At 55.3% G+C, this 22,324-nt stretch carries 18 protein-coding genes and 1 pseudogene; 14 read left to right on the top strand and 5 right to left on the bottom strand.

Features of this window, described 5'->3' with window-relative positions:
- Positions 1-37: 37 nt before the first annotated feature.
- The 4 genes from EOHIBHHM_RS20780 (at position 38) to EOHIBHHM_RS20765 (ending at position 5,485) form a co-directional block, all read left to right on the top strand.
- Entirely contained in the window at positions 38-1,228 is a 1,191-nt protein-coding gene (locus tag EOHIBHHM_RS20780; protein WP_497257546.1) for an ISH3 family transposase, read from the top strand.
- A 730-nt stretch (positions 1,229-1,958) separates the two neighbouring features.
- Positions 1,959-3,209, top strand: a complete 1,251-nt coding sequence (gene glyA, locus EOHIBHHM_RS20775; RefSeq protein ID WP_497257544.1) for a serine hydroxymethyltransferase — start codon at positions 1,959-1,961, stop codon at positions 3,207-3,209.
- Between the two features lie 101 nt (positions 3,210-3,310).
- Positions 3,311-4,558 carry a threonine ammonia-lyase gene (gene ilvA / locus EOHIBHHM_RS20770; RefSeq protein ID WP_497257542.1) on the top strand — a complete coding sequence of 416 codons (1,248 nt, stop codon included), beginning with the start codon at positions 3,311-3,313 and terminating at the stop codon, positions 4,556-4,558.
- Between the two features lie 117 nt (positions 4,559-4,675).
- A complete protein-coding gene (locus tag EOHIBHHM_RS20765) occupies positions 4,676-5,485 on the top strand; it encodes a lipoate--protein ligase family protein (RefSeq protein WP_497257540.1) in 810 nt (269 codons plus the stop codon).
- Positions 5,486-5,612: 127 nt separating this feature from the next.
- Here the strand turns inward: EOHIBHHM_RS20765 and lpdA are convergent, their stop codons facing one another.
- Positions 5,613-7,037 (bottom strand): dihydrolipoyl dehydrogenase, encoded by a 1,425-nt coding sequence (lpdA, locus tag EOHIBHHM_RS20760; RefSeq protein ID WP_497257538.1) that lies wholly within the window; start codon positions 7,035-7,037, stop codon positions 5,613-5,615.
- 272 nt (positions 7,038-7,309) lie between these two features.
- A complete protein-coding gene (lipA, locus tag EOHIBHHM_RS20755; protein ID WP_497257851.1) occupies positions 7,310-8,341 on the bottom strand; it encodes a lipoyl synthase in 1,032 nt (343 codons plus the stop codon).
- A 23-nt stretch (positions 8,342-8,364) separates the two neighbouring features.
- Between lipA and EOHIBHHM_RS20750 the strand changes: the two genes are divergently transcribed.
- The 5 genes and pseudogenes from EOHIBHHM_RS20750 (at position 8,365) to EOHIBHHM_RS20730 (ending at position 13,697) form a co-directional block, all read left to right on the top strand.
- Positions 8,365-8,742 carry a Rid family detoxifying hydrolase gene (locus EOHIBHHM_RS20750; protein ID WP_497257849.1) on the top strand — a complete coding sequence of 126 codons (378 nt, stop codon included), beginning with the start codon at positions 8,365-8,367 and terminating at the stop codon, positions 8,740-8,742.
- 868 nt (positions 8,743-9,610) lie between these two features.
- Positions 9,611-10,321: a DUF5058 family protein gene (locus EOHIBHHM_RS20745; protein WP_497257536.1), complete on the top strand. Its 711-nt coding sequence runs from the start codon at positions 9,611-9,613 to the stop codon at positions 10,319-10,321.
- A gap of 1 nt (position 10,322) precedes the next feature.
- Positions 10,323-11,090 (top strand): hypothetical protein, encoded by a 768-nt coding sequence (locus EOHIBHHM_RS20740; protein ID WP_497257534.1) that lies wholly within the window; start codon positions 10,323-10,325, stop codon positions 11,088-11,090.
- A gap of 87 nt (positions 11,091-11,177) precedes the next feature.
- The gene (locus EOHIBHHM_RS20735; protein WP_497257532.1) at positions 11,178-12,443 is read left to right on the top strand and encodes an amidohydrolase; all 1,266 of its coding nucleotides are present in this window, start codon (positions 11,178-11,180) and stop codon (positions 12,441-12,443) included.
- A 292-nt stretch (positions 12,444-12,735) separates the two neighbouring features.
- Positions 12,736-13,697: pseudogene (locus EOHIBHHM_RS20730) on the top strand (transcription initiation factor IIB).
- Between the two features lie 698 nt (positions 13,698-14,395).
- Here EOHIBHHM_RS20730 and EOHIBHHM_RS20725 read toward each other — a convergent pair.
- The gene (locus EOHIBHHM_RS20725; protein ID WP_497257530.1) at positions 14,396-14,749 is read right to left on the bottom strand and encodes a winged helix-turn-helix transcriptional regulator; all 354 of its coding nucleotides are present in this window, start codon (positions 14,747-14,749) and stop codon (positions 14,396-14,398) included.
- An 89-nt stretch (positions 14,750-14,838) separates the two neighbouring features.
- Between EOHIBHHM_RS20725 and EOHIBHHM_RS20720 the strand changes: the two genes are divergently transcribed.
- The 5 genes from EOHIBHHM_RS20720 to EOHIBHHM_RS20700 all read left to right on the top strand — a co-directional run bounded on the left by EOHIBHHM_RS20720 (position 14,839) and on the right by EOHIBHHM_RS20700 (position 19,074).
- On the top strand, positions 14,839-15,513 hold the full coding sequence (locus EOHIBHHM_RS20720; protein ID WP_497257528.1) for an SDR family NAD(P)-dependent oxidoreductase: 675 nt from the start codon (positions 14,839-14,841) through the stop codon (positions 15,511-15,513).
- Complete coding sequence (locus EOHIBHHM_RS20715) at positions 15,513-15,932, top strand: DoxX family protein (RefSeq protein WP_497257526.1); 420 nt, start codon at positions 15,513-15,515, stop codon at positions 15,930-15,932. Before EOHIBHHM_RS20720 ends, EOHIBHHM_RS20715 begins: the two co-directional genes overlap by 1 nt.
- A 10-nt stretch (positions 15,933-15,942) precedes the next feature.
- The gene (locus EOHIBHHM_RS20710; protein WP_497257524.1) at positions 15,943-16,782 is read left to right on the top strand and encodes a VOC family protein; all 840 of its coding nucleotides are present in this window, start codon (positions 15,943-15,945) and stop codon (positions 16,780-16,782) included.
- A 61-nt stretch (positions 16,783-16,843) separates the two neighbouring features.
- Positions 16,844-17,668, top strand: a complete 825-nt coding sequence (locus tag EOHIBHHM_RS20705; RefSeq protein WP_497256876.1) for an IS5 family transposase — start codon at positions 16,844-16,846, stop codon at positions 17,666-17,668.
- Positions 17,669-17,859: 191 nt separating this feature from the next.
- Positions 17,860-19,074 (top strand): MFS transporter, encoded by a 1,215-nt coding sequence (locus EOHIBHHM_RS20700; RefSeq protein WP_497257522.1) that lies wholly within the window; start codon positions 17,860-17,862, stop codon positions 19,072-19,074.
- Positions 19,075-19,084: 10 nt separating this feature from the next.
- Here EOHIBHHM_RS20700 and EOHIBHHM_RS20695 read toward each other — a convergent pair whose 3' ends face one another.
- Entirely contained in the window at positions 19,085-20,341 is a 1,257-nt protein-coding gene (locus tag EOHIBHHM_RS20695; RefSeq protein WP_497257520.1) for a chloride channel protein, read from the bottom strand.
- Between the two features lie 377 nt (positions 20,342-20,718).
- The gene (locus EOHIBHHM_RS20690) at positions 20,719-22,005 is read right to left on the bottom strand and encodes a tyrosine-type recombinase/integrase (protein WP_497257845.1); all 1,287 of its coding nucleotides are present in this window, start codon (positions 22,003-22,005) and stop codon (positions 20,719-20,721) included.
- Between the last annotated feature and the right edge of the window lie 319 nt (positions 22,006-22,324).

Here is a 22,324-nt window from a genome sequence, read left to right as displayed (position 1 = left end):
AGGGACCTGATTCATCCGCTGTCCGGATACGCACCTGATGAACTTTCCACAACTCAAGCAGGTGCTTACAGATCCGGACGAGTTCATTACGAACAGCCAACTCAAGACTCTTGCTCTGGAAGTGCTTGAGTTGATTCCGATGCCAGGAATCGAGGGCTCGCCCCTCGATTCCGGCGATATCATGGAAGTCGTTCTCCGTGCGGCTGTCGGCACAACCTCGGTCAACGGCGTCACGACCAACACAGACGAGACACCCAACAGAGAACCCGTCATGGAGTGGCTCCATACTCTCGACAAAGAGCCGATGCTGGACGCTGTCAACGACATTCTCGCGACGTTGGCGATGTCGGTTCTCGACCGCGACCGGTCGAGAACCGTCTGCATCGATTTCATGGACAACCCGTTTCACGGGCACCCAGCGGACGAAGACGAGTTCAGGCGAATGCAAGCGCGTGATGGCACGACGAAGTGCCATCGGTACTGCACGGCGTTCGTGCTCGCGCAGGGAAAGCCGCTGACGCTGGCGGTTGAACCGGTTGCTGGCGACGATAGCGCTGCCGACGCGGTCGAGCGCGTGCTCGCCCGCGTCGAACTGTATCCGTTCGAGTTCGACCGGATTCTCATGGATCGAGCAGCCTACGTCGGCGAGGTGATCGGCGTGCTTCGGGCGACAGCGCCGCCAGTCTTCCCGGTCAAGACCGGGAAAGACTCGCTCCGGAAGAAACTTTCAGCGACAGCGTCGTACATGACCGAAGAGACGATCTGTGAAGGCAAAGAGCACGAACAGACGTTTCCGCTGGCGGTGAACGTAACCTACCAAAACGGTGATCGCGGGAAGTCAGGACTCAAACAGACTGGATACGCGGCGTACGGTCTGGAAGACCGCACGCCGCGGCAAGTGGCGCGGATCTACAACAACCGCTCACGGATCGAGAAGAGCTACGAGAAGTTCCGGGAAGCGCGGGCCCTTACGACGACGCCATCGACGACAATTCGGCTCTTCTACGTGGGTGTAGGGTTCCTGTTAGAGCAGTTGTGGCTGGTGGTGCAGTGGGCAGTGCTCGCCCGGCCACGGCGTGGCGGGCGAGCACTCCCGGTAGATTTCACGTTCAGTGATGCGTTTCTCCATGGGATCGAACAGGTGTTGGATGACGAACTGGGCTGGAAGAGGAAGCATCGGACGAACGGGGAAGGACTGCCACCAGGATACGAGCACGGACTCGGGTGAGCCGCCTCGCTTCGACCGAAGCGAGGCTGGCGGGGAGCAACAGCTGTCTTCTGAGAGCGGTTTGAGCGATGGCCACAGCGGAAAACAACCAGATCTGAGACTCTTCTCGCAGTCTCTGTAGTGCCAAAAGTGTCCTTCGTCTCGTTTCGGCGTTCTCACCATGTCAGACCAGCCTCTTGCTGCCGCCGCTATCGAGAGAGTGGACAACTAGCGAGTGTAAGGACTGTGGATTCCAAGACCACGCGGATAGGAAAGCGGCGGTGTGCGTGGTACAAGAATGGTTCAACGAGCAGAATGAGAATGTACTGTCTCTCGAAACCCTTCCTCGCGTGAGGAAAGTGAGACGGACAGTATCGGGCCTGTGTGAAGAGGCCGACTCTCACGGAGCAATTTTCGCTTCGGGTGTTACCGACGACGGTGTGTCGGCGCAAGGTGAGAACCGAGCGCGAGAGGAATTAAAATCCGTTGCCCCCACTTCGGGGTAGACACGGATGCCCCGCGCCACCGTGCGCGGGGTACTTCACTCGCCCCCGTTGTCTGGACCACATCCACGTCCTTAGGGTCGACAAGATACGGTCGGAACTCCCCCGTTGATTCGCGTCTTTCCGTGATCTCTACCTAACAAGGGCTAGTAGAACGTGGCCGGCGAGAGTGACGTTTATATTCGAAGCTCGGGGCTAATGTTGCCTATTCGTAATGCTTTGTATATCGTCGATTGAAAGTGAATTCTATGGTTCGTAGTAACCACCTTAAGCAGACTGACCCAGCGGTCCATGCTGCCGTTCAAGACGAGAAACGTCGTCAGGAAGAGAGTCTCGGGCTGATTGCGTCTGAAAATCATGTTTCGGAGGCGGTTCTCGAAGCGCAGGGTTCGGTGCTGACGAACAAGTACGCCGAAGGATATCCCGGTTCTCGATACTATGGTGGTTGTGAACACGCCGACACTGTCGAACAGTTGGCGATCGACCGTGCGAAAGAACTCTTCGATGCAGAGCACGCGAATGTTCAACCTCACAGTGGCACGCAAGCGAATATGGGCGTCTATTTCGCGATGCTCGATCCCGGTGACCGAATTCTGTCTTTGGACCTTACTCACGGTGGACACCTCTCACACGGTCACGACGTCAACTTCTCTGGCCAACTCTACGATATTGAGCAGTATGGCGTTGACCCTGACAGTGGCTACATCGACTATGAGTCGGTTGCTGAACAGGCTACAGAATTTGATCCCGATCTTATCGTCAGTGGATCGTCGGCGTATCCGCGGGAGTTCGACTACGAGCGTATCCACGAAATCGCATCTGACGTCGACGCGTATCACCTCGCAGACATTGCTCACGTTACTGGTCTCATCGCGGCCGGTGTCCACACGAATCCGATTAACAGCGCGGACTTCGTCACTGCAAGCACTCACAAGACGATCCGAGCAGGACGAGGAGGATTGATTCTCACGTCGGACGAATTCTCCGAGCAGATTGACAAATCTATCTTCCCTGGAAGTCAGGGTGGACCGCTAATGCACAACATCGCTGGAAAAGCGGTGGGATTCAAAGAAGCACTGACACCCGAGTTCACTGAGTACGCTGAGCAGGTGGTAGCGAACGCAGAAACCTTAGCTACCACCTTTTCCGAAAACGGGCTGTCCCTCGTAAGCGGAGGTACTGACAAACACTACGTCCTCGTGGATCTGCGAGATTCCCATCCAAACGTGACTGGAAGTGACGCCGAAGAACACCTCCAAAACGTAGGAATCACTGTCAACAAGAACACTGTTCCCGGTGAGACCCGATCGCCTTTCACTACCAGCGGTATCCGAATCGGCACACCGTCGCTCACAACTCGCGGGTTCACGCAATCGGAGATAGAAACTGTCGGGCAGGCGATCGTCGACGTCATCGAACATCCCGACGACCATGACGTGATCGAGGATGTCTCATTGCAAGTTGATCGCCTGTGTGAAGAGTATCCAATCTATGATTGACCGACAGCGTCACATCCTCCGGAACTGCTACGGTGATCCCGAACTCACCGTTAATCGCATAACGACCGAGTCCGTTTCCAAAGCTCCAATCCAGACCACCGATGACCGTCTCCATTGAAGACATAGAACGTGCGAGAAGGCGTCTCGATCAATCAACGGATATTCGTCAGACTCCTGTCGAAGAGAGTTCGACGCTCGGCAGAGCAGTGAACGCTGACGTCTGGTTCAAGTATGAACACTTCCAGAAGACAGGGTCGTTTAAACCCCGTGGGGCATTCAACAAAATTTCGCAAGTGGCGCAAGGAGATGCGACCCGGGTGGTCGCCGCGAGTGCAGGGAACCATGCACAGGGTGTCGCCTTCGCTGCAACCGAACTCGGACTTGAGTCGCTCATCGTTATGCCGGAGACTGCTCCACAGGCGAAAGTCGACGCGACGGAAGGATACGGGGCAACGGTCGAGCTCACCGGAAAGACGTTCGCAGAGGCGATGGACGCTGCACGGTCGTATGCTGACGATTCTAACACGGAGTTCGTTCACGCATACGATGACCCCGCTGTTGTCGCTGGTCAGGGTACGATCGGGCTCGAATTGATCGAGCAGGTACCCGACCTAAGCGTTCTCACCGTTCCAATCGGTGGTGGGGGACTGATCAGTGGTATCGCAACGGCAGTGAAGTCGTACGACGAGTCGATTCGCGTCGTCGGTGTTCAGGCTGAATCCGCTGCTACGGTCCCCCACAGCCTCGAGAAAGGGTACCCAGTCGAGAACGAAACCCCCGACACGATTGCGGACGGAATCGCCACAGGGGGCATCTCTGAGCTCACATTCGAGATCATTCAGAACCACGTTGACGACGTGGTCACGGTTACGGATACCGAAATTGCGCAGGCAACCCTATGGTTGTTGGAACGTACGAAACAGATGGTCGAAGGGGCCGCTGCGACGTCCGTCGCACCGCTTCTCTCGGGGGCGATCGATTGTCGAGGTGAAACGGTCGTTCCGCTCCTCTGTGGTGGCAACATCGACATCGCAACGCTTCAGGATATGCTCACCCGAGCTCTCGTCGATCGACGTCAGTTCGTCACGCTTTATGTTCGTATCGACGACCACCCCGGAGTTCTTGGGGAGATCGCGGACATCATCGGTCGCCACGACACGAATATCCGGAGCGTACGCCACGATCGCTCTGAGGAGGGACTCCCCGTCGGCAAGGCCGACCTTGTCATCCGAACGACCACCCCTGGCGAGAACGCGATGAAACAAGTCGTCTCCGAGATCAAGGAAGCAGGGTATACGATCAAGCGGGTCGTCCCCACTCCGGAATCAGTCGAGAGTCACGATACTTAACGCCAGTTCAGCGAAGAATCTCTTCTGATTCTCTCTATTAATTTCGCCGCGCTTATCGCAACATCGGCGACGATACCTGACCCAACAATTTTACTCTCCCAACATGGAGTAAGTGTGATGCCAAACACCGCCGAGTACGAGTGGCGACTGATTCGAGAAGAGCCCCGACCGGGTTCGATGAATATGGCACTCGACGAGATTGCTGCAGAGACAGCTGCATCAGGGGGCCCCAGAACGGTGCGGGTTTACCAGTGGGCTCCGAGCTGTCTCTCGTTGGGGTATGGACAAGACCCGACTACCGTCGATTGGGACTATTGCTCGCGCGAAGGAATCGACGTGACGCGACGCCAGACCGGTGGTGGTGGAATCTATCACGATCACGTCGGCGACATCTCCTACTCGATCACCGCTCCGAAAGATGAACTCCCTAGTGACCTCTTGGAGTGTTACCATTTGCTCTGTAACCCACTCCTCAAAACGTTCAGAAACCTCGGAATCCCCGCGGACTATGCCGATCAACCCTGCCCGGCAATCTATCACCCAGCGTGTTATCTGCGAGACCTCCATCCGGCTCACGATATTCTCGCTCAAGGGCGGAAAGTCTCCGGCAATGCCCAATATAGACAGAACGACGCAGTGATCCAACACGGTTCGATCACCTTCTCGTCGCTCCCGGAAGACCACTTAGCGGTGTTCGCCGATCCAGCTATCGAGAACGAGAAGTTCGACGAACGAGTGGTCGGTATCGACGAGCTCGTGGACGTACGTCGGGAGCAAGTCGTTTCAGCACTCGAATCCGAACTCGCAGCGTTCGTCGATGCGACCGAGGGCTCTTGGACCAACGGCGAACTGGAACGGGCCCGAGCGCGTAGTACAGCGAAATATGAGGCCGACGAGTGGGTACAGAAGAGTTCACCCAAACCCTGACAGAGTTTCCGAGTTCGGCGTGAAGGTTTTCGTTCGAAGGGTTCTGGACTCTTCTCTGACATTCACGCCGTTGTCACACTATCGGTTGTGTATCGTACTTCGCCCGGCTGTCTCACCGAAGCTCGAGCTATCGATTCAGCGTATGAATCGCGTGTCCCTGTGCGTTCTCGGCGGCCTCCATGACCGCTTCTGAAAGCGTCGGGTGCGTGTGAACTGTCGTTGCGATGTCCTCCAGCGTCGCTTCCATCTCGATAGCCAACGCCACTTCAGCAACAAGTTCCGAGGCCTCCGAGCCCACGATTTGGGCGCCGAGGATATCACCACTCTCACCGTCGGCGACAAGACGGACGAATCCGGCTGTCTCACTGGCCGTTAGTGCTCGCCCTGATGCCCTAAAGGGGAACTTCCCAACAACAGGGTCGTAGCCTTCCTGTTTCGCTTCATGCTCTGTCAGTCCGACGGTTCCTATCTCGGGATCCGTGAACACCGCAGCAGGAATTGACCGAGTGCTACTGGAAAGCGGTTTCTCTGACAGGGCAGTGGCTGCAATGATTCCTTCGTTGCTGGCCTTATGTGCAAGCATCGGCTCCCCAGCGACGTCACCCACAGCGAAGACGTGTTCGACGGACGTACGCCCGTGACGATCGGTCTCTATGAATCCCTGTTCGTTCAGTTCTACTCCGGTATTCTTCAACCCGAGAGTATCGGTTACAGGCTGACGACCGACTGCGACTAAGACCCTATCCGCCGCATAGATCGATTCCTTTTCATCCGTTCCTTCGGTAACGACTTCGATACCATCGTCGGTATGACGCCATTCAGTTGCACCTTCACCGAAGTGGAAGTCGATATCCAATTCGCTCGCACGTTTCCGTACGACACGTGTGATGTCGTCTTCATAAGCAGGAAGAGCGTCGTCGAGCATCTCGACGACATCGACTTCCGCTCCAAGCTTTGCAAATACGGTTGAGAGTTCCATTCCGATGTAGCCCGCTCCGACAACTACGAGACGGTCTGGAACCGATTCTGCCGCGAGTGCATCCCGTGAAGACCACACTTTACTGTCTGCAAAGTCGAACCCCGGAACCTGAATGGGGCGTGACCCTGTCGAGATGATACAGCGGTCGAACGTGATCGAACTCTGCCTCGAATTCTCACCCTCTGACGTAACTTGTACTTCGTTCTCGTCGACAAACGACGCCACACCTTCGACGAGGGTGACCCCGTTTGCCTTACAGAGTTTCTCGACGGCACCAGTGAGTCTGTTAGTTACGTTCGACTTCCACTCTTGCATCTTCGCCATGTCGATTGTCGGGTCTGCAAAAATCCCCATCGTTGACGCGCCTCTCGCCTCGTACGCGAGATCTGTGGCGCTGATATAAGCCTTCGAAGGAATACAACCATGATTGAGGCAGACGCCGCCATACGCGTCTTTTTCAACGAGAGTTACATCGAGACTGTGTTGTGCGGCGCGAATAGCAGCGACGTAACCTCCGGGTCCTGCGCCGATAACCAGTACATCTGTTTCGATCGAATTATTTTTATCTGTCATTTTGATATTATCTTAAATTAGTTGAACTGTCTGTCTGAGGTCTGTGAACGTGAGGTTTGATGGATTCTCGCTAGCTTTGATCTTTCGGCCACTTCGCTTCCGAGCATCTGTCGTGCTGCATCCCCTTGTCTGTGGACACATCAGTCGTTGTGATGGCTCTTCCACGACAGATACTGAGTGGCTGTACTTGATCCATCTTGTACATTTCGGTAGACACCAATGATACTCTGTCGACGCTCCGTACCTCTCTTCAACCTCATTGGATATCGGCTTCAGTCGCCGCTGACACGGGCCTGTTTCCGTGCTTGTTCGACACTCCTGCCGTCTCGGAGCAGTGCATCGACGAAGAGTTCGCCCGCTCTGTAGGACGAGCGAACCATCGGTCCCGAGGCACAGTACAGAAAGTCCAGTTCTCTTTCGGCGATCTCGCGCCACGTTTCGAATACATCGGGGTGAACGTACTCAAACACATCTAGGTGAGAACGTGAAGGTTGAAGATACTGACCGAACGTGACGATATCGACGCCGACTTCGCGCAGGTCAGAGAGTGTCTGATAGACCTCATGGTGGTACTCGCCGAGGCCAAGCATGAGGCTCGTTTTCGTGTATACGTCGGACTCCTCACTTGCTTGCTGAAGAACGTCGAGAGTCTGTTCGTAACCCGCGCGACGATCTCGGACCGGCCATTGAAGACGCTCTACTGTTTCTATGTTGTGAGCAAATACATCTGGGCCAGCGTCGAGAATCCGCTGGACTGCATCTGGGGACCCTCGAAAATCCGGTGTGAGTACCTCGACCAGGATACTGGGGTCCCGTGTTTTGATCTCTCTGATTGTCTCTGCAAAGTGAGCTGACCCCCCGTCATCTAAATCATCGCGATCAACGGAGGTCAAGACGACGTAATCCAAGCCAATCTCGGAGACCGCCTCTGCGACGTTCGCGGGTTCGTTCGGATCAAGTGGTTCCATGCCTCCAGTCTGGACGTCACAGAAGTTGCAACCCCTTGAGCAGCGATCTCCCATTAGCATGAACGTCGCCGTTCCCGGCCCCTCGCGTCCACTCCAGCACTCTCCAAGATTTGGGCAATTAGCCTCCTCGCACACTGTATGGAGATTACGATCCCGAAGAGACTGTTTTATCTCAGTGAAGCGCTGACCAGATGGTGGACGCATCTTGAGCCAGTCAGGTTTTTGCCTACTGGTCATATCTGAATCTACTCTCGTATCGTGATAAGCTTGCGGGTGAGTCCGATCTTTCCCGCTTTCTTCTTCCGTATCCGAACCGCCCCTAGAAGGAAATTTTATGTGTATTCAAGCAACTGGACCAACTGATGCGCGTTATTCAAACAGCTGAAGCACCCTCCGCAGTCGGAGCCTACAGCCAAGCAACGACGAACGAAGAGATTCTGTTTACATCGGGTCAAATACCGATGACGACAGATGGGGAACTACTGGATGAAGCGAGTATCGGGGAACAGACCGAACAAGTTCTCGACAACATCGGGGCGATCCTTGAGTCGGAAGGAGTCACACTCGGTGACGTACTCAAAATGACGGTCTACCTCGGTGACATCGATGATTTCGATGAGATGAACGAAGTGTACAGCAGTTACTTCGACGATTCTCCACCTGCCCGCAGCGCTGTTGAAGTTGCTAACCTTCCGAAAGGGGTCGACGTCGAGATTGAGGCTATCGCAAGTCTCTGAAAGCCTCGCTTTCGACTCGATAGGATTTCTTTATCGAAAGTAGATTCCAGCAATCCGGTCAGATACTTCTCTACTCAAGGCAGTCCTTCGTTGAACAGCGAGCCTACGTTCTGCTTGGATTAGGATAAGCATTCGAGTATCGGATATTCTTTGCAACCCTTCGGTCTGTGCGCATCCGATTCGGTATCTTCTCTACTGTTTCTAATGCCCGAAACGCTCCAACGCGTTCTCGTAGAACGTGTTCGTGATACAGTCAAACTCAAAGTAGCTGAGAGTGTGACATGGACGGGCCGTTTCGTCTGGACAATCTCGTTGATCGCTATTCGGGACTTCCTACACTGGGAAAACACTCTCTGATGGTTTTGATACTCGGTGGGCTATCTAAGATCGAATCGTCGTGAACAACTGGTTTGTCTTTGAGCCAACGACTTGATTTACAGTACTAGTGCTGTAATCTATTGCACTAATCTGCTCTCATATCCAAACGACTACGATCCGAGTGGATAACACACAACCACCTCCCTGTTCGTTTCCCAATAACCGAAACAGGCGCTCACACGGCTCGCCTACCACGTCGTGTACGTCCTGATGAGTTTACGGGAGAAGTTTACAGGTACAGTCCGGTTATCAGGGGTGAGATATTCACAGGAAGATCGCACTTTCTAACATGGTGTAGACGCGAGATCGAGCAACGAAGACGGTTAGTGACTCCCTCTGGTCAGCAAGGCAGACGCTCTGCCGATTGATTGGTCGGTCCTGAAATATCACACAAAATAGTTGGCCATCACCAATAATTATATATGCACTGAAGTGATTGGGACAATCTAGCATGGTCGGATATCCGCCGATACCGACAGTACCGATTTATATGGACATTGCCAACAGCACTTGGCTATGGCTTGCAACTGTACCAGTAGTACTAGTGGTACTGTTACAAGCCGGACTGTTCCTCCAGCGCGCGTGGAAAAACGGGAACGAGATGGGATTATCAGATGAACAGCTAAAAACTGGGCTGAAGACAGGAGTGATCTCGGCTATTGGCCCCGCTATAGCCGTTTTAGCTGGTATGCTCGCTCTGATCGCGACTGTAGGTGGCCCCGTTGCGTGGATGCGACTCTCTGTGATCGGCTCAGTCGCATTTGAGTTACCAGCTGCCGAACTCGGTGTTTCTCAATTCGGCTACAGTCTGGGCGATAACGGAATCTCCGAACAGGCCTACGCAACCGCAGTCTGGTCAATGACTCTCGGTGGGACAGGATGGCTACTGGTTTCAGCACTAGGGACTCCGCACATGGAGCAGGTAAGGCAAAAGATCGGGGGTGGGAAAGAAAAGCTCATCCCGATTATTAGTTCTGCAGCTATGCTCGGGGCTTTTGCTTATTTCCTCACAGGAGAGGTAACGACCGGTACCCCGGAAACTGGATCTGTGGCTGCCGGTGGTCTGGCAATGCTCGGACTACTACAAATCGCGGATAGAAAGGATATACAGTGGATTAGAGAGTGGGCGTTAGGAATCGCAATGGTAGTTGGTCTAGCCGTTGGGGTCGCTATCCAATTATCGGTCGGAAGTTGGTGGTAGTATGTCTGGACAACAACAACAGCACGACACGAGCAACGCCGGCGACGTGGTAGAGGAGGCAGCACAGGACGGGAACGTCTATCAAAACCAATTCATACCGTATATCAATAAGTGGGGACGACGGACGAACTTGCTTGCGGTAGCACTGTCTTTGGGACCTGCGTTAGTCCTGCTGACGGTCTTCGAAATCGTCCCTCCGGCGGGAGCGATCACTGGGGCATTTATATCGGTGGTCGCCACATTCGGAATCTTTTGGCTCGTCGAACCGGTATCCTACTACCCTGTTTTAGGAATTCCCGGTACGTACATGGCTTTCTTATCTGGGAACATTTCGAACCTTCGACTCCCATGCGCCGCCGCTGCTCAAGAGAGTGCCGGCGTGGAAACCGGCACGCCACAGGGGAGTTTGATCTCAACGATAGCAATTTCCGCATCGATAGCTGTTAATATCACGATATTGGCCGTGGGAGCAGTTGCTCTTGTATCCGTCTTCCAGGCGCTTCCAGAACTGTGGCAAAATGCCCTCGACTCGTATCTCGTCCCCTCCGTCTTCGGCGCAATATTCGCACAGTTCGGCAGGGACTATCCCAAGCTTGCGGGCGTCGGATTCACAATTGCATTAGTTATGACACTGTTGATGGACTTCGGTCTGCTCTCGTTCCTCCCTGGCCTTCCGCTGTACGCGGTGATAATCGCCTCTGTATTCGGAACAATGTACACTGCGCGGGCAATGTGGGAGAGAGATCTGATCAGTTCGCCCAGCGAATAGACGACTCTCACCCTTACCTATGTGATATCTTATATATGGGTTCTTATATTAGTAAATAATATACGGAGTGTCGCTGTTAGTACACATATGCCAGAGAAGGCGGATTTGGTTGAATTGCGACGAAAATTCCACCAGTACCCGGAGCCGGGATGGTGTGAATTCCTGACTACGGTGAGAATCGTGGAAGAACTCGAACGTCTCGGGGTGGATGAGATACACGTAGGCCCTGACGCGTTGGAAACCACCGAACGGCTAGGCGTTCCGGACGAGGAGGAACTCTCAGAGTGGTTCGAAAAAGCGAAATCCGAAACCGACCGGCTGGATATTTTGACGCACATCGAAGGAGGGAATACAGGAGCCGTTGCAGTCGTCGACCGCGGTGAGGGACCTACTGTCGGGCTTCGTGTCGACATCGATGCGCTTCCAATTGAGGAATCGGACGACAGTGAACATGCACCAACAGCCCAGGGTTTCCAATCAGATAACGTCGGATTCATGCATGCTTGTGGGCACGATGCGCATATCGCATTTGGTCTGGGTACACTCAGAACGGTTCTGGAAAGTGATTTTAGCGGAACGTTCAAGGTGTTCTTCCAACCTTCTGAGGAACTCCTTGGCGGCGGCAAACCGATGGCTGCAGGACCACACATCGATGACGTAGAGTATCTGATCGGTGCCCACGTCGGACTCGATTACCCAACAGGGACCGTAATTGCGGGCCTTGACGGGGCGCTCGCCCTTTCACGGTTCGATATCACGTTCGAAGGGGAGTCTGCGCATGCCGGATTTGCACCCAGCGACGGTCAGAACGCAGTCCAGGCGTTAGTGACTGCGGCGAATAATCTGTATGGGATTCCTCGACACAAAGAGGGGACAACACGGGTGAATGTGGGGAACATTCGTTCCGACAATGCCGCTAACGTGATTGCCGATCGAGCGACCGCAAATGTAGAAGTTCGTGGAGAATCGACTGCACTGATGGAGTATATGCGTGAATCTGTCTACCGCTACCTTAACTCGGCAGCAGAAATGCATGAGTGCACCGTTGATGTCGCGCTTATCGGAGAGTCGATCCGGCAAGATTGTGATGAAGGGTTAGTCAGTCTCGTGAGTGATGTGGCAGAGAGTGTGGATCATGCCTCAACGGTTCGCCAGCGTGATCGTTTAGGAGCTAGCGAGGATGTCACGTATCTACTGAAAGCTGTCATGGAAAATGGTGGCCAAGGGACATATATCGGTATTGGGGGCAGTAATCCTAGCGGTCATCATACTCCTATGTTCGACATCGATGAAGAGAGCCTCTCGATCGGCGTGTCTGTCCTTTCGAAGACAGTGCTTAAGCTCCTCTCTTAGTCTACTGTAACCTCTCCCACGACCAAAATCGTAGTTTTTCTTCTCGATTTTCTGTAGGAGTCGATATCAGTCCTTACTCAAACCTAACTTTTCATCGGCACGAAAGTACCCCATTCCGTATCGGAGTCAATATCTGACTGTATGCTCAAGTCTTTTGTGCGGACATTCGTCTTGCTATCTAGGCGCGGCGACGTTCCTGAGCGTCCCCCTCGCAAAAATACTACGTGACCGTGCTCGTGTGAGATTCGTCGCCAGTACCGACCTGCCGACCGATTAGTTTGAACTCCCATCGATGTCCTACCAACAACCAGAACAGACAAAATCACGCAGACGAGCAGATGACGCAAGTGACGAGCAGCGGATCCGACAGACATGTCCAGAGTGCGAGTCGGAGTCAATTGTCCAGGACGGTGACGAACTGCTATGTGAAGATTGTGGGCTCGTGCTTGAAGAACAGGCAATCGACAGAGGTCCGGAGTGGCGCGCGTTCAATCCTCAGGAGCGCGATTCGCGGTCCCGGGTCGGCGCGCCAACAACGCAGACGATGCACGACAAAGGGTTGACGACGACCATCGGATGGCAAGACAAGGATGCCTACGGGAACTCACTATCTGCGCGAAAACGCGAGCAGATGAGTCGATTACGGACGTGGCAACGACGAACGCGAACAAAGGGTGCCGCCGAGCGCAACCTCCAGTTCGCACTGTCGGAGATGGACCGAATGGCCTCGGCACTCGGCGTGCCGCGTTCGACGCGCGAAGTCGCCTCGGTGATCTATCGCCGGGCCCTCGACGAAGACTTGATCCGTGGGCGCTCAATCGAAGGTGTCGTAACGGGATGTCTCTACGCCGCCTGCCGGCAGGAGCGAATTCCTCGCAGTCTCGACGAGGTTGCTGACGTGTCGCGGGTCTCCCACAAGGAGATTGGTCGCACCTATCGCTACGTCGCCCAGGAGTTGGGCCTGGAAATGGAACCGGTCGACCCCAAGGAGTACGTACCACGGTTCGCGTCCGAGTTGGGAGTTCCTGAGGAAGTCAAGCAGAAGGCTAACGAAATCATCGACATCTCTACGGCTCAAGGGCTGTTATCAGGAAAGTCACGACAGGGTTTGCGGCCGCAGCGCTCTATGCAGCGGGACTCCTGTGCAATAGAAAGCGGACGCAGAAAGAAATAGCCGAGGTTGCACAGGTAACTACGGTGACAATTCGAATACGGTATCAAGAGCAACTTGAGGCGATGGGAACTCACTGTTGACTGCTGCTTTTATTGACCATATCTGTCTGTTAAGTGTGTCAATCGTATAAAGATGCCTCAAATAAGATGTAATTAGTTGGATTTACTTTTCCTTAGATTCGGATGAACGAGGTACCATAACAGACAGGACACCGACGCGTACGGTTGGCTGTTCGAGAGATGCCAATACCGATTTCTGTCACGAATTCCCTAAAATCACCGATGAAACCTCCATTCGGTTACCAAATCCCGAACATAGGGCGCTAAGTCGGCGCGGATGGGCTTGAGGTAGACGCGGAGCTCCGTCGATCGGTTGAGAATAACGAGTCACACTACCCCACCTCCTTGCGGGTTTCATACACGCGCGAAGTTGTGACTTGCATACTACGTTTGTCCAATTAATAATATGTTGATAGCATAGTAACCCGCCTCCGATTCGTTCTCATGAGCTAGGAGACGGCGACAGCATCAATGGGTCAGATTCCGAAGGTACAATTGTCAATCGCCACGTGGTTGAGCCCCGAGGCTTGTCAGTGGACTCCCGCTCTAACTGCGTAACGCAGTAGTCGGAATCGACCATTCGCGTTCAACGTCCCAGACTTCAGGGCCTGACTAGTGGCCCGTCCAGCACCAGACTTGAGCCAATGCTGGATAAGACGCCACTCGATGTGTCGAGTGACTTGATCATTATCGAGTAGCTACTATCAGTCGGACAACCTTCATAGCCAGACCTCGCCCCAGGCGTCGAGCGATTCGAACACGGGGCAGAGAGCATCCCCTTTCTCAGTCAGCGTGTAATAACTCGCGACTGGCGATTCGAACTCCTTGCGGTTCTTGATGAACCCTTGCTCCTCCAGGTCATCCAGCACACGCGAGAGTGTGTAGGAGCTCGCGCCCGTTGAGCGCTTGAGTTCGTTGAAGCGCTTTTCACCGTCGCGCAGGTCGTTGAGGACGATAAGTTTCCACTTCGCCCCCATCTCTTCGACAGCTCCGACGACGTTGCAGACGTCTGCATTCCGCCGTTCGACCTCGGTGTCTTCGTCAGTCTCAGCCGATGGTGGTTGGGTCGTCATTACTTGGTCACACTATTGTTGCCTGAACTATATATGGGTTTGGAAACAAACTAGGTATTGTAATGAAACTACAACACTCGACGGTGCTCGTGACCGGTTCGACCGGCAATATGGGCCCGTACGTGACGGATTCGCTCGTCAACAGCGGCGCCAACGTCATCGGCACCTACGTCACCGAAACGGCGAGAGATGAGGTAACGACCCGTGCTGAGCACGCTGAAGACGTATCGTACTACCAAATCGATCTGACCGATCAGGCGGCGGTCGAAGCCTTCGCTCAGACTATTGCCGACGAACATGGTTCGGTTGATCACATCGTTGGCCTCGCTGGCGGGTTCTCGATGGGCGGTGTCAGCGATACTGACGGCGATGCCTTCCAAGTCGCGCTCAACCGCCACGCCACGACTGCGTTCCTGACTGTCAAGGTCTTCGCAGACCACCTCGATAAGCACAGTGGCGTCGTCCTGTTCAGCTCTGACCGCGCCATCGACCCTGTCGGCGGTACACTCGCGTACGATGTCGGCAAGGGGGCGGTCCGTACGTTGGCCGAATCGCTCGATGTCGAGCTCAATGCTCGCGTCAACGCGATCGCCCCGTTCCTCATCGACGTACCGGGGACCCGCGAAGCGATGCCCGACGCTGATTTCTCGGAGTGGACGGCTCCTGAAGCCATCGTTGACGAAGTGATCCACCTGCTCTCGAACCAGGGCGTGACGGGTCAGATCGTCCAGATGACCGGCGGTCAACCGGAGGGCGCGGTCTGATGGCCCTGGAGACCACGGCTGGCGGCCTCGCCTTCCTAATGGGTCGACTCGTCTTCGGCGTCCTGCTTGGATTCATGGGACTCAGTCACTTCACGGGCCTCGACGGCATGAGCGGCTACGCCGCAGCCAAGGGTATTCCAGCTCCCCGGCTTGCCGTCATTGGATCCGGCCTCATGCTCATCCTGGGCGGGCTTGCTGTCGCACTCGGTGTCTACCCACTCGTCGGTGCAGCGGTGATCGCGCTATTCTTCCTCGGCGTGACGCCGGTGATGCACGACTTCTGGACAGTGGATGACCCCGAACAGCGCCAGTCTGAGATGACGGACTTCCTGAAGAACGCCACGCTCTTCGGCGCTGCGCTCGTACTCGTCGCGCTCAGTGGAACCACCTGGCCGTACGCGCTCAACATCGGTCTCTAAGATGTCTAGCATGACCACGCCATCGAATACAGACACGCTCCCGCAGGGGACATACATCGGACGAACTGCACTCCGAGTCAACGACCTCGACGAACTGACCGAGTTCTACCGAACTGTCGTTGGCCTCAGTGTGCTCGACGGATCCGATACCTGGACGGTTCTCGGTGTTGCGGACACTCCGCTACTCGTCCTCGAGGAGGATGTAGACGCACCTACACGGCATCGGTCAGGCACCGGACTCTACCACACCGCCTTCAGAGTCCCCTCACGGGCGGCGCTCGGTGATGCGCTGACGCGGATACGAACTCACTGGCAACTCGGTGGTGCGTCCGACCACTGGGTCAGCGAGGCCCTGTACCTCACTGACCCGGAAGGGAATGGGATTGAAATCTACCGCGACTTCCCACGGGACGAATGGCCCCGCAGTGACGACGGTCGTGTTCGTATCAGCACAGAGCCGCTCGATCTCGACAGCATTGAAGCCGGTGCCGCAGGTGACGCTCAGGCACCTCCTGGAACGGATATCGGGCATATACATCTCGAGGTTTCTTCGCTGGACGCGTTCAGGGACTTCTACGTGGACACCCTCGGGTTTGAGATGCAGACGACAATGCCTGCCGCGTCCTTCGTGTCCGCAGGTGGATATCACCATCACATCGGAGCGAATACGTGGCATCACCGAACGGCCCCTATCGACGGACGTGGGCTGTCATGGTTCGAGATGATTGTCCCAGATCAGGATGCGCTCACGGCTGTTCAGTCGCGACTGGAAAGCAGCGAGATACCAGTGAGCGAGACGGATGACGGTCTCGTCATTCATGATCCCGACGGAATCTGCTGTGTTGAATAGACAGACGGCGTCGGGATAGACCGTCAAATCAGTAAGGATGAAGCCGAGGAGGTCGGGTATGGTGGAAGTCGATCTCCTCGACTTCGTTGAGTGGTTCAAGCGTCTAGCCAAACAAGCCTTGGGAAAGCACGCGGGCGAGCCCGCCACCGGCGGGTTCGCCCGCTGGAAGCACGTCGTTATTCACGGGTTTCGGCTCGAAGAGGAGCACAGCTTCCGAGAAACCGCAAATCGGCTGAAGTACATGGGTGACATACGGGACGTCCTTGAGTTGAACAGGAGCGACGTCCCAGATTACACGACGCTGAACAAGTCGTTCGATCGGTTCAAGATGTGGGTGTGGCGGGCGTTGCTGCGCGTTTCAGCGCAGCAACACCCGCAGTCTGGATTCGCCGCTCTCGACAGCACGTTTTTTGATCGAGGCCACGCCTCTGCGCATTATCTCGATCGGTCGAACCAGACGGTTGAGACGATGAAAGTGACGACATTGACCGATACAGCGTCACTCGCTGTTCTTGACGTGCAGTGCCACGCGCAGTGGCCACATGATACGAAATCAGGGCCGCAGGTCGTCCGCCGGAACGCGGACGACCTGCATACAGTCGCTGCTGATAACGGCTTCCAGGATTGGCACTCTGAATACGAGTTCTACAGCCTCAGCGTGGAACCGTTGATTCACTACCGTGGATCGTCTGCGAACGCGCTCAGCAACAACGCGCTCATTCGAGAGCGTGGCTACACCCAGCGTTGGATGGCTGAAACGTCGTATTCGTCCGTGAAGCGCTCGCTCGGCGATGCCGTGCGAGCGCAAACCTGGTATCGAGAGTTCCGTGAAATCGTCCTGATGTTCGCCATCATCAACATCGAACAACTCTGTGATCCGCTCTGATCCCTACGCCGTACCCCTATTCAACACAGCAACGGAATCAAGGTTCGAATCCAGGTCGACCCGTCTGCTCTATAGGCTAACTCACACAGTAACTCGACGCAAGTTCTTGGCTCGGACGAATCGCTCTCTCGAAGAACGATCGAATTCCACAAACATACGGTGGGCCGCTACGTCACCGAGAGGTACAAGAGATGACAGCGACTGAAACGTCCAACGCACGCGAGGAGGCTCTCGATTCCACGCAAGGATGGCTGATCGTCGGGCTCGGCATCGGTCTCCTTACGATGATCTGGGGGACTGTCTTCACTTTCACTGTCTACGCCGACCGCCTCGCTGCGACCTTCGGTCTCTCTGCGTTGCAGGTCTCGTCGGTTTTCTCAATCACGACTGCATTCTTCCTCATGGGCGGTGGACTTTTCGGTGTGTTCGCCACTCGGTTCTCCCTCCGGCCCGTCCTTGCAATGGTCGGCATCGGACTTGCCATTGCCACCGCGCTTCTTCAAATCGTCAACTCGTATCTTGGTGTCGTTGGAGCGTTTGCACTTCTCGGTACGGCGGGAGGCGCCGCGTTTACGATCGTCGTTTCGCTCGCGCCGCAATGGTTCGACACCTATCAAGGGCTTGCGACGAGTATTACGATGACCGGGATTGGTCTCGGTCCACTAGTGCTGCCATTCGTGTGGCTCTGGCTGTTCAACCGGACTGACCTCCGACCTGCCTTCGCTGTCGTTGTTGGTATGACCGCCCTTCTTGTGTTCGTCTCAAGCCTCGTCTACCACCGACCGCCGAGGGGTTCGCAGAAACCAACCACAGTTGACACTACATGGGTCTGTGCAAGGATTAGCGACTCGCGCTTTCTCAGTACGGCGATTGGGTTCGCTCTCACATTTAGCTGGTATTACGTCCTCTCTGCCCACCTCGTTGGGATTCTCACAGCGAACGGAGTCGATGGCAAGATCGCCGCCGCTGGACTCAGTATCGTCGGTGGTGTCAGCGTTTTCACTCGCGTCGGAGGGGGAATCATTGGAGACCGTGTCGGTCAGCGCAAGACCTTCGTGACAAGTGTGGTTCTTGCCAGCCTATGCGCGTTTGTGTTCCCATTTGCTCACTCGAATCTCCTCGTCTATACAGTTCTCTTCGGGTTTGGTATCGCCCTCGGGCCTCTCGCCTCGCTCTGGTCACCGATTGTCCTCACTCGTTTTGGCTCCGAGAATGCGACTGCGACGGTCGGCTTGATGAATATTGCTTTGGCTGGCTCCGCGTTCCTCGCACCGCTCATTGTAAGTGCGCTCCATCGCGTGACCGGTGGATCTCTCTTTCCTCTCGTCGTGCTGAGTGCCATCGTCGGTCTCGGAGCTGCCCTCTTTTACTGGGGTACAAACTCACCGAACGATGATGTAGACTAATCCCGTCAGATTACACCGTCCGCGTCATTCGAACGACAAGCGTGCCAGCAACTGCACCGATAACTGCAACAACGAACAGCGAACTTGAGTAAAAGAGTGCTACTGATCCAGCGATTATCAGTGGCCGGGTCAATTCGCCAGTGGGCACTCCAGCCATCGTTGCGGTTAATCCGACCACAGTCCCGATTTCAGGGATCACCTGAGCGAGTGCTGCACCGATGGCTGCTCCTCCGGTCAAGAGTGGGAATATCGGGCCGCCTTTCCAGCCCGTCTCAAGCATCACACTTACCATGATAATTTTGACGAAGCCGGCCATGAGCAATGCCTCTGCTGTGAGCGGGAGTTCAGTAAAAAGCGACCCGATAGTGCTCTGCCCGGAGAACAGCATACCTGGCGCGATGGCTCCAGCGAATCCCAATGCGAGGCCTCCAACTGTCGACCAAACGAGTGGATTCTCGTCTCCTCCATAGTCTTGCAATCGATATCGAAACCGGAGGTACACTATGGACACGAGGCCACCGATTGCCCCAAAGAGAACTGCCCCTGCTAGACGCCACAATGGATCTGTCGATCGGAATTCTGGAACAGCGTAGCCAAAATTCAACCCGTTTCCAGCGGCTACTTTGAGAGCTACGAGCCCGATGGCGAGAGCGGCAAGCCCTGGTATCCATCGCCACCAACGCGGGAGGGGTGGGATATCCCTCTTTCCGATTGATTGGACGGATCGTTCGGCTGGAGAATACAAGAGTGATCGGAGTGATGGACTCGTATTCGCGACTGTCGCAGCCCATGCGGTACGAATCGCGGGTTTTAGCCTCGCGAGAGCGTGTGAACTCAACCCACCGCCGATTGCAATTAACGCAAGCTCGGGCCCGAGACTCGCCCCAAAGGCGAGTGAGATCAGAGAGTTTACCGCCCCTTTTGAGATTTCGTCACGACCGACGGTATGGCCACCACGGATTTCTGACAAGAGTTTTTCAACGTCGCCTGGATGGTCGCCGAGATGGATGCGCCCCAGCCCAAGTGTGACACCCCCGATAGTACAGACGAGAATCGTATATAGCGGGTGACCTGGCAACACTGTAATTGCCCCCGGAATCGTTTCCCAGAGAAGGGACGTCAACCAATAGAGAACTCGAAGGAATGTTCCCGTCACGAGCCCAACGACTGTAGCGAGACAAATCGCCACGAGGAGGACGCGAGAGAGGTTACGAACAGCGAGCGATATAGCGATTCCTTGGCGGTGGTGGTTTGATTCACCTACCATCGTTTTGTATGCTCATCAACGGGATGTGGGAAGTAATCGGTTCCGTTCTCGACAACGCAGAATTTTCATGTTTATCATCGTGAGGCGGAAAACTCGATTGAGAGTCACCATTGATGTTGAACTATGCGGACACGATGAGGGGACCCATCGTCGCCGACTGCTCGATTAGCTGACCCTAGAGCGATAATCTCATGGACTCGACTGCTTGTTCGACTCTCGAGTGCTGCGAGCTCACAGAGCTCTTGATAGCATTGGTAGACTGTTTGCGAGCGAGATGGGGTTCACCCTCCGCTTGGAGCGTAGCGAGTGCGTACAGGACGAGCTGCTGATGATCCGAAAGGTCGGAGTACCGTCCATCAGGACGACAAAGTCAACTGTCATTCCGTCTGGAAGGCTTCAGCCAACTGTTCGCGCATGAACTCCCGACGCACCCGCCGCGATCGCGAGTCCGAGAGATAGTTCTGCATTACGACTTGCGGGTCGCTACTACCTTGCTCCGCCGCGATCTCTTCGACACCTTCGAGCACGCCCTCAAGGACTGCCGTGTACGTGTCATACCAGAAACGCCGACACAGTTGTGGACTTGGACGCTCGCTGTCGATACGCTCTGGGAGATCGGCGTCGGCGGCGAGCGTTTGGAACCAGTTCCGGATGGTGTCTCGTGTCACGTGCGGTGTTTCGCCCCGTGGCGACGGAAAGGCGTACCCTGTCCACGTCTCATCGCCTGCAAGCTCGTCGATTCGTGCGTCGAGGACGTCCAGTCCGAACAGCACCGACACCTCTCCGGGTCCGTTCTTGCGATTCTCGAAGGCGATGTAGGGGACGTCGTCGGCGGCAACGTCGCGATCGAACTGCGAAACGTGGAGTGCTGCAACCTCGCTTGCGCGGAGTCCCCAGCCCGCGAGTGCGACCACCAACAGCTGTTCTCGCGGTGTCGTTGTGACCTGCATCAACTTCCGAATGTGGGCTGCGGAGAGTGCTGGCGTCGACGACTCGTCAAGTTCCCACTTGAACTCGTCGTAGAGACCGCTCGCTGGATTCATCGCGGCGACACGCCGTCCGACCAGATGTTGATACCAGGCGTCGACGATGCGCCGGACACGCTGGAGGGTCTGGGCGCTATACTCGCGTTCAGCCTCTTCGTTCAACCAGTCGAACGCTGCATAGCATGCGTCGACAGCTTCGTAGGCCGGAGCGTCCCCGTCGCGTTGGATTGGTGTGAGAAGGTCGTCTGTGCCGTTTGCCTCTCGGTAGGTACGGACGTAGAGGTTCAGTCGTGTTCGGAGGGTTTCGACGGACGACGTCGCGAGGCTGTACCGCGATTGCCGGCGGTCGAGAAACCGTTCGAGGGCGTCGATTGTTTGTTCGTCTGTGGTGGCCCACGTGTAGCCCTCGTCGCTGTCACCGAGCCCGAGGTCTTCGGTCCAGAACTCGCCAAACGAACGGTCGTGCTGGCGTCGTAGTGCGGCGAGGAACGCCCGAGCATCGTGGTCTCGAAACCACTGATGCGTCGGCTTTTCGCTCGTCGAATCGATGCCTGCTGCTTCGAGACAGGGCGCAATCTCGTCCCAGTACAGCTCGATGAAGTCCTCGAGTGAGCAGGTCGTCCAGCGGATGTCGTCGAACGAGGGCGTGAGCTTCGGTTCTTCTTCTGACTCACTCATCGCGATAGTCTCCTCTGGAGTTGGAGAATTCGATGGAGGAAGCCACTCGCTGTGTGTGGTGGTCTTTCTGAGTGTGGCATGTTTTGGTTGTTCAGCGTTTCATTCGGTTTTCTTATAATTTTGTGGGTTGGTCAGACTACCGCAGTCTGCTAAACCCACGCCCGATTGGCTGAGAATATGCCCACAGGGAATAAACTGTATATCGCTATATAGAGTCTGCAGCGAATTTTGTGCTTTTTGAAGCAACGAAATTGGCCTTATAGGACTACGTCAGGAGTCTCGAGAGGCAACGACTTGTCAGAGACACCTCACAGTCACA

Source organism: Halogranum roseipondis (assembly GCF_059695585.1).
This window is presented reverse-complemented; position numbering and strand designations above follow the sequence as displayed.

Excerpts from the sequence above, each read along its gene's own strand:
- EOHIBHHM_RS20780 (WP_497257546.1), top strand. The coding sequence starts at position 38 with ATGAACTTTCCACAACTCAAGCAGGTGCTTACAGATCCGGACGAGTTC.
- glyA (WP_497257544.1), top strand. The coding sequence starts at position 1,959 with ATGGTTCGTAGTAACCACCTTAAGCAGACTGACCCAGCGGTCCATGCT.
- ilvA (WP_497257542.1), top strand. The coding sequence starts at position 3,311 with ATGACCGTCTCCATTGAAGACATAGAACGTGCGAGAAGGCGTCTCGAT.
- EOHIBHHM_RS20765 (WP_497257540.1), top strand. The coding sequence starts at position 4,676 with ATGCCAAACACCGCCGAGTACGAGTGGCGACTGATTCGAGAAGAGCCC.
- lpdA (WP_497257538.1), bottom strand. The coding sequence starts at position 7,037 with ATGACAGATAAAAATAATTCGATCGAAACAGATGTACTGGTTATCGGC.
- EOHIBHHM_RS20745 (WP_497257536.1), top strand. The coding sequence starts at position 9,611 with ATGGACATTGCCAACAGCACTTGGCTATGGCTTGCAACTGTACCAGTA.
- EOHIBHHM_RS20740 (WP_497257534.1), top strand. The coding sequence starts at position 10,323 with ATGTCTGGACAACAACAACAGCACGACACGAGCAACGCCGGCGACGTG.
- EOHIBHHM_RS20735 (WP_497257532.1), top strand. The coding sequence starts at position 11,178 with ATGCCAGAGAAGGCGGATTTGGTTGAATTGCGACGAAAATTCCACCAG.
- EOHIBHHM_RS20725 (WP_497257530.1), bottom strand. The coding sequence starts at position 14,749 with ATGACGACCCAACCACCATCGGCTGAGACTGACGAAGACACCGAGGTC.
- EOHIBHHM_RS20715 (WP_497257526.1), top strand. The coding sequence starts at position 15,513 with ATGGCCCTGGAGACCACGGCTGGCGGCCTCGCCTTCCTAATGGGTCGA.
- EOHIBHHM_RS20710 (WP_497257524.1), top strand. The coding sequence starts at position 15,943 with ATGACCACGCCATCGAATACAGACACGCTCCCGCAGGGGACATACATC.
- EOHIBHHM_RS20700 (WP_497257522.1), top strand. The coding sequence starts at position 17,860 with ATGACAGCGACTGAAACGTCCAACGCACGCGAGGAGGCTCTCGATTCC.
- EOHIBHHM_RS20695 (WP_497257520.1), bottom strand. The coding sequence starts at position 20,341 with ATGGTAGGTGAATCAAACCACCACCGCCAAGGAATCGCTATATCGCTC.
- EOHIBHHM_RS20690 (WP_497257845.1), bottom strand. The coding sequence starts at position 22,005 with ATGAGTGAGTCAGAAGAAGAACCGAAGCTCACGCCCTCGTTCGACGAC.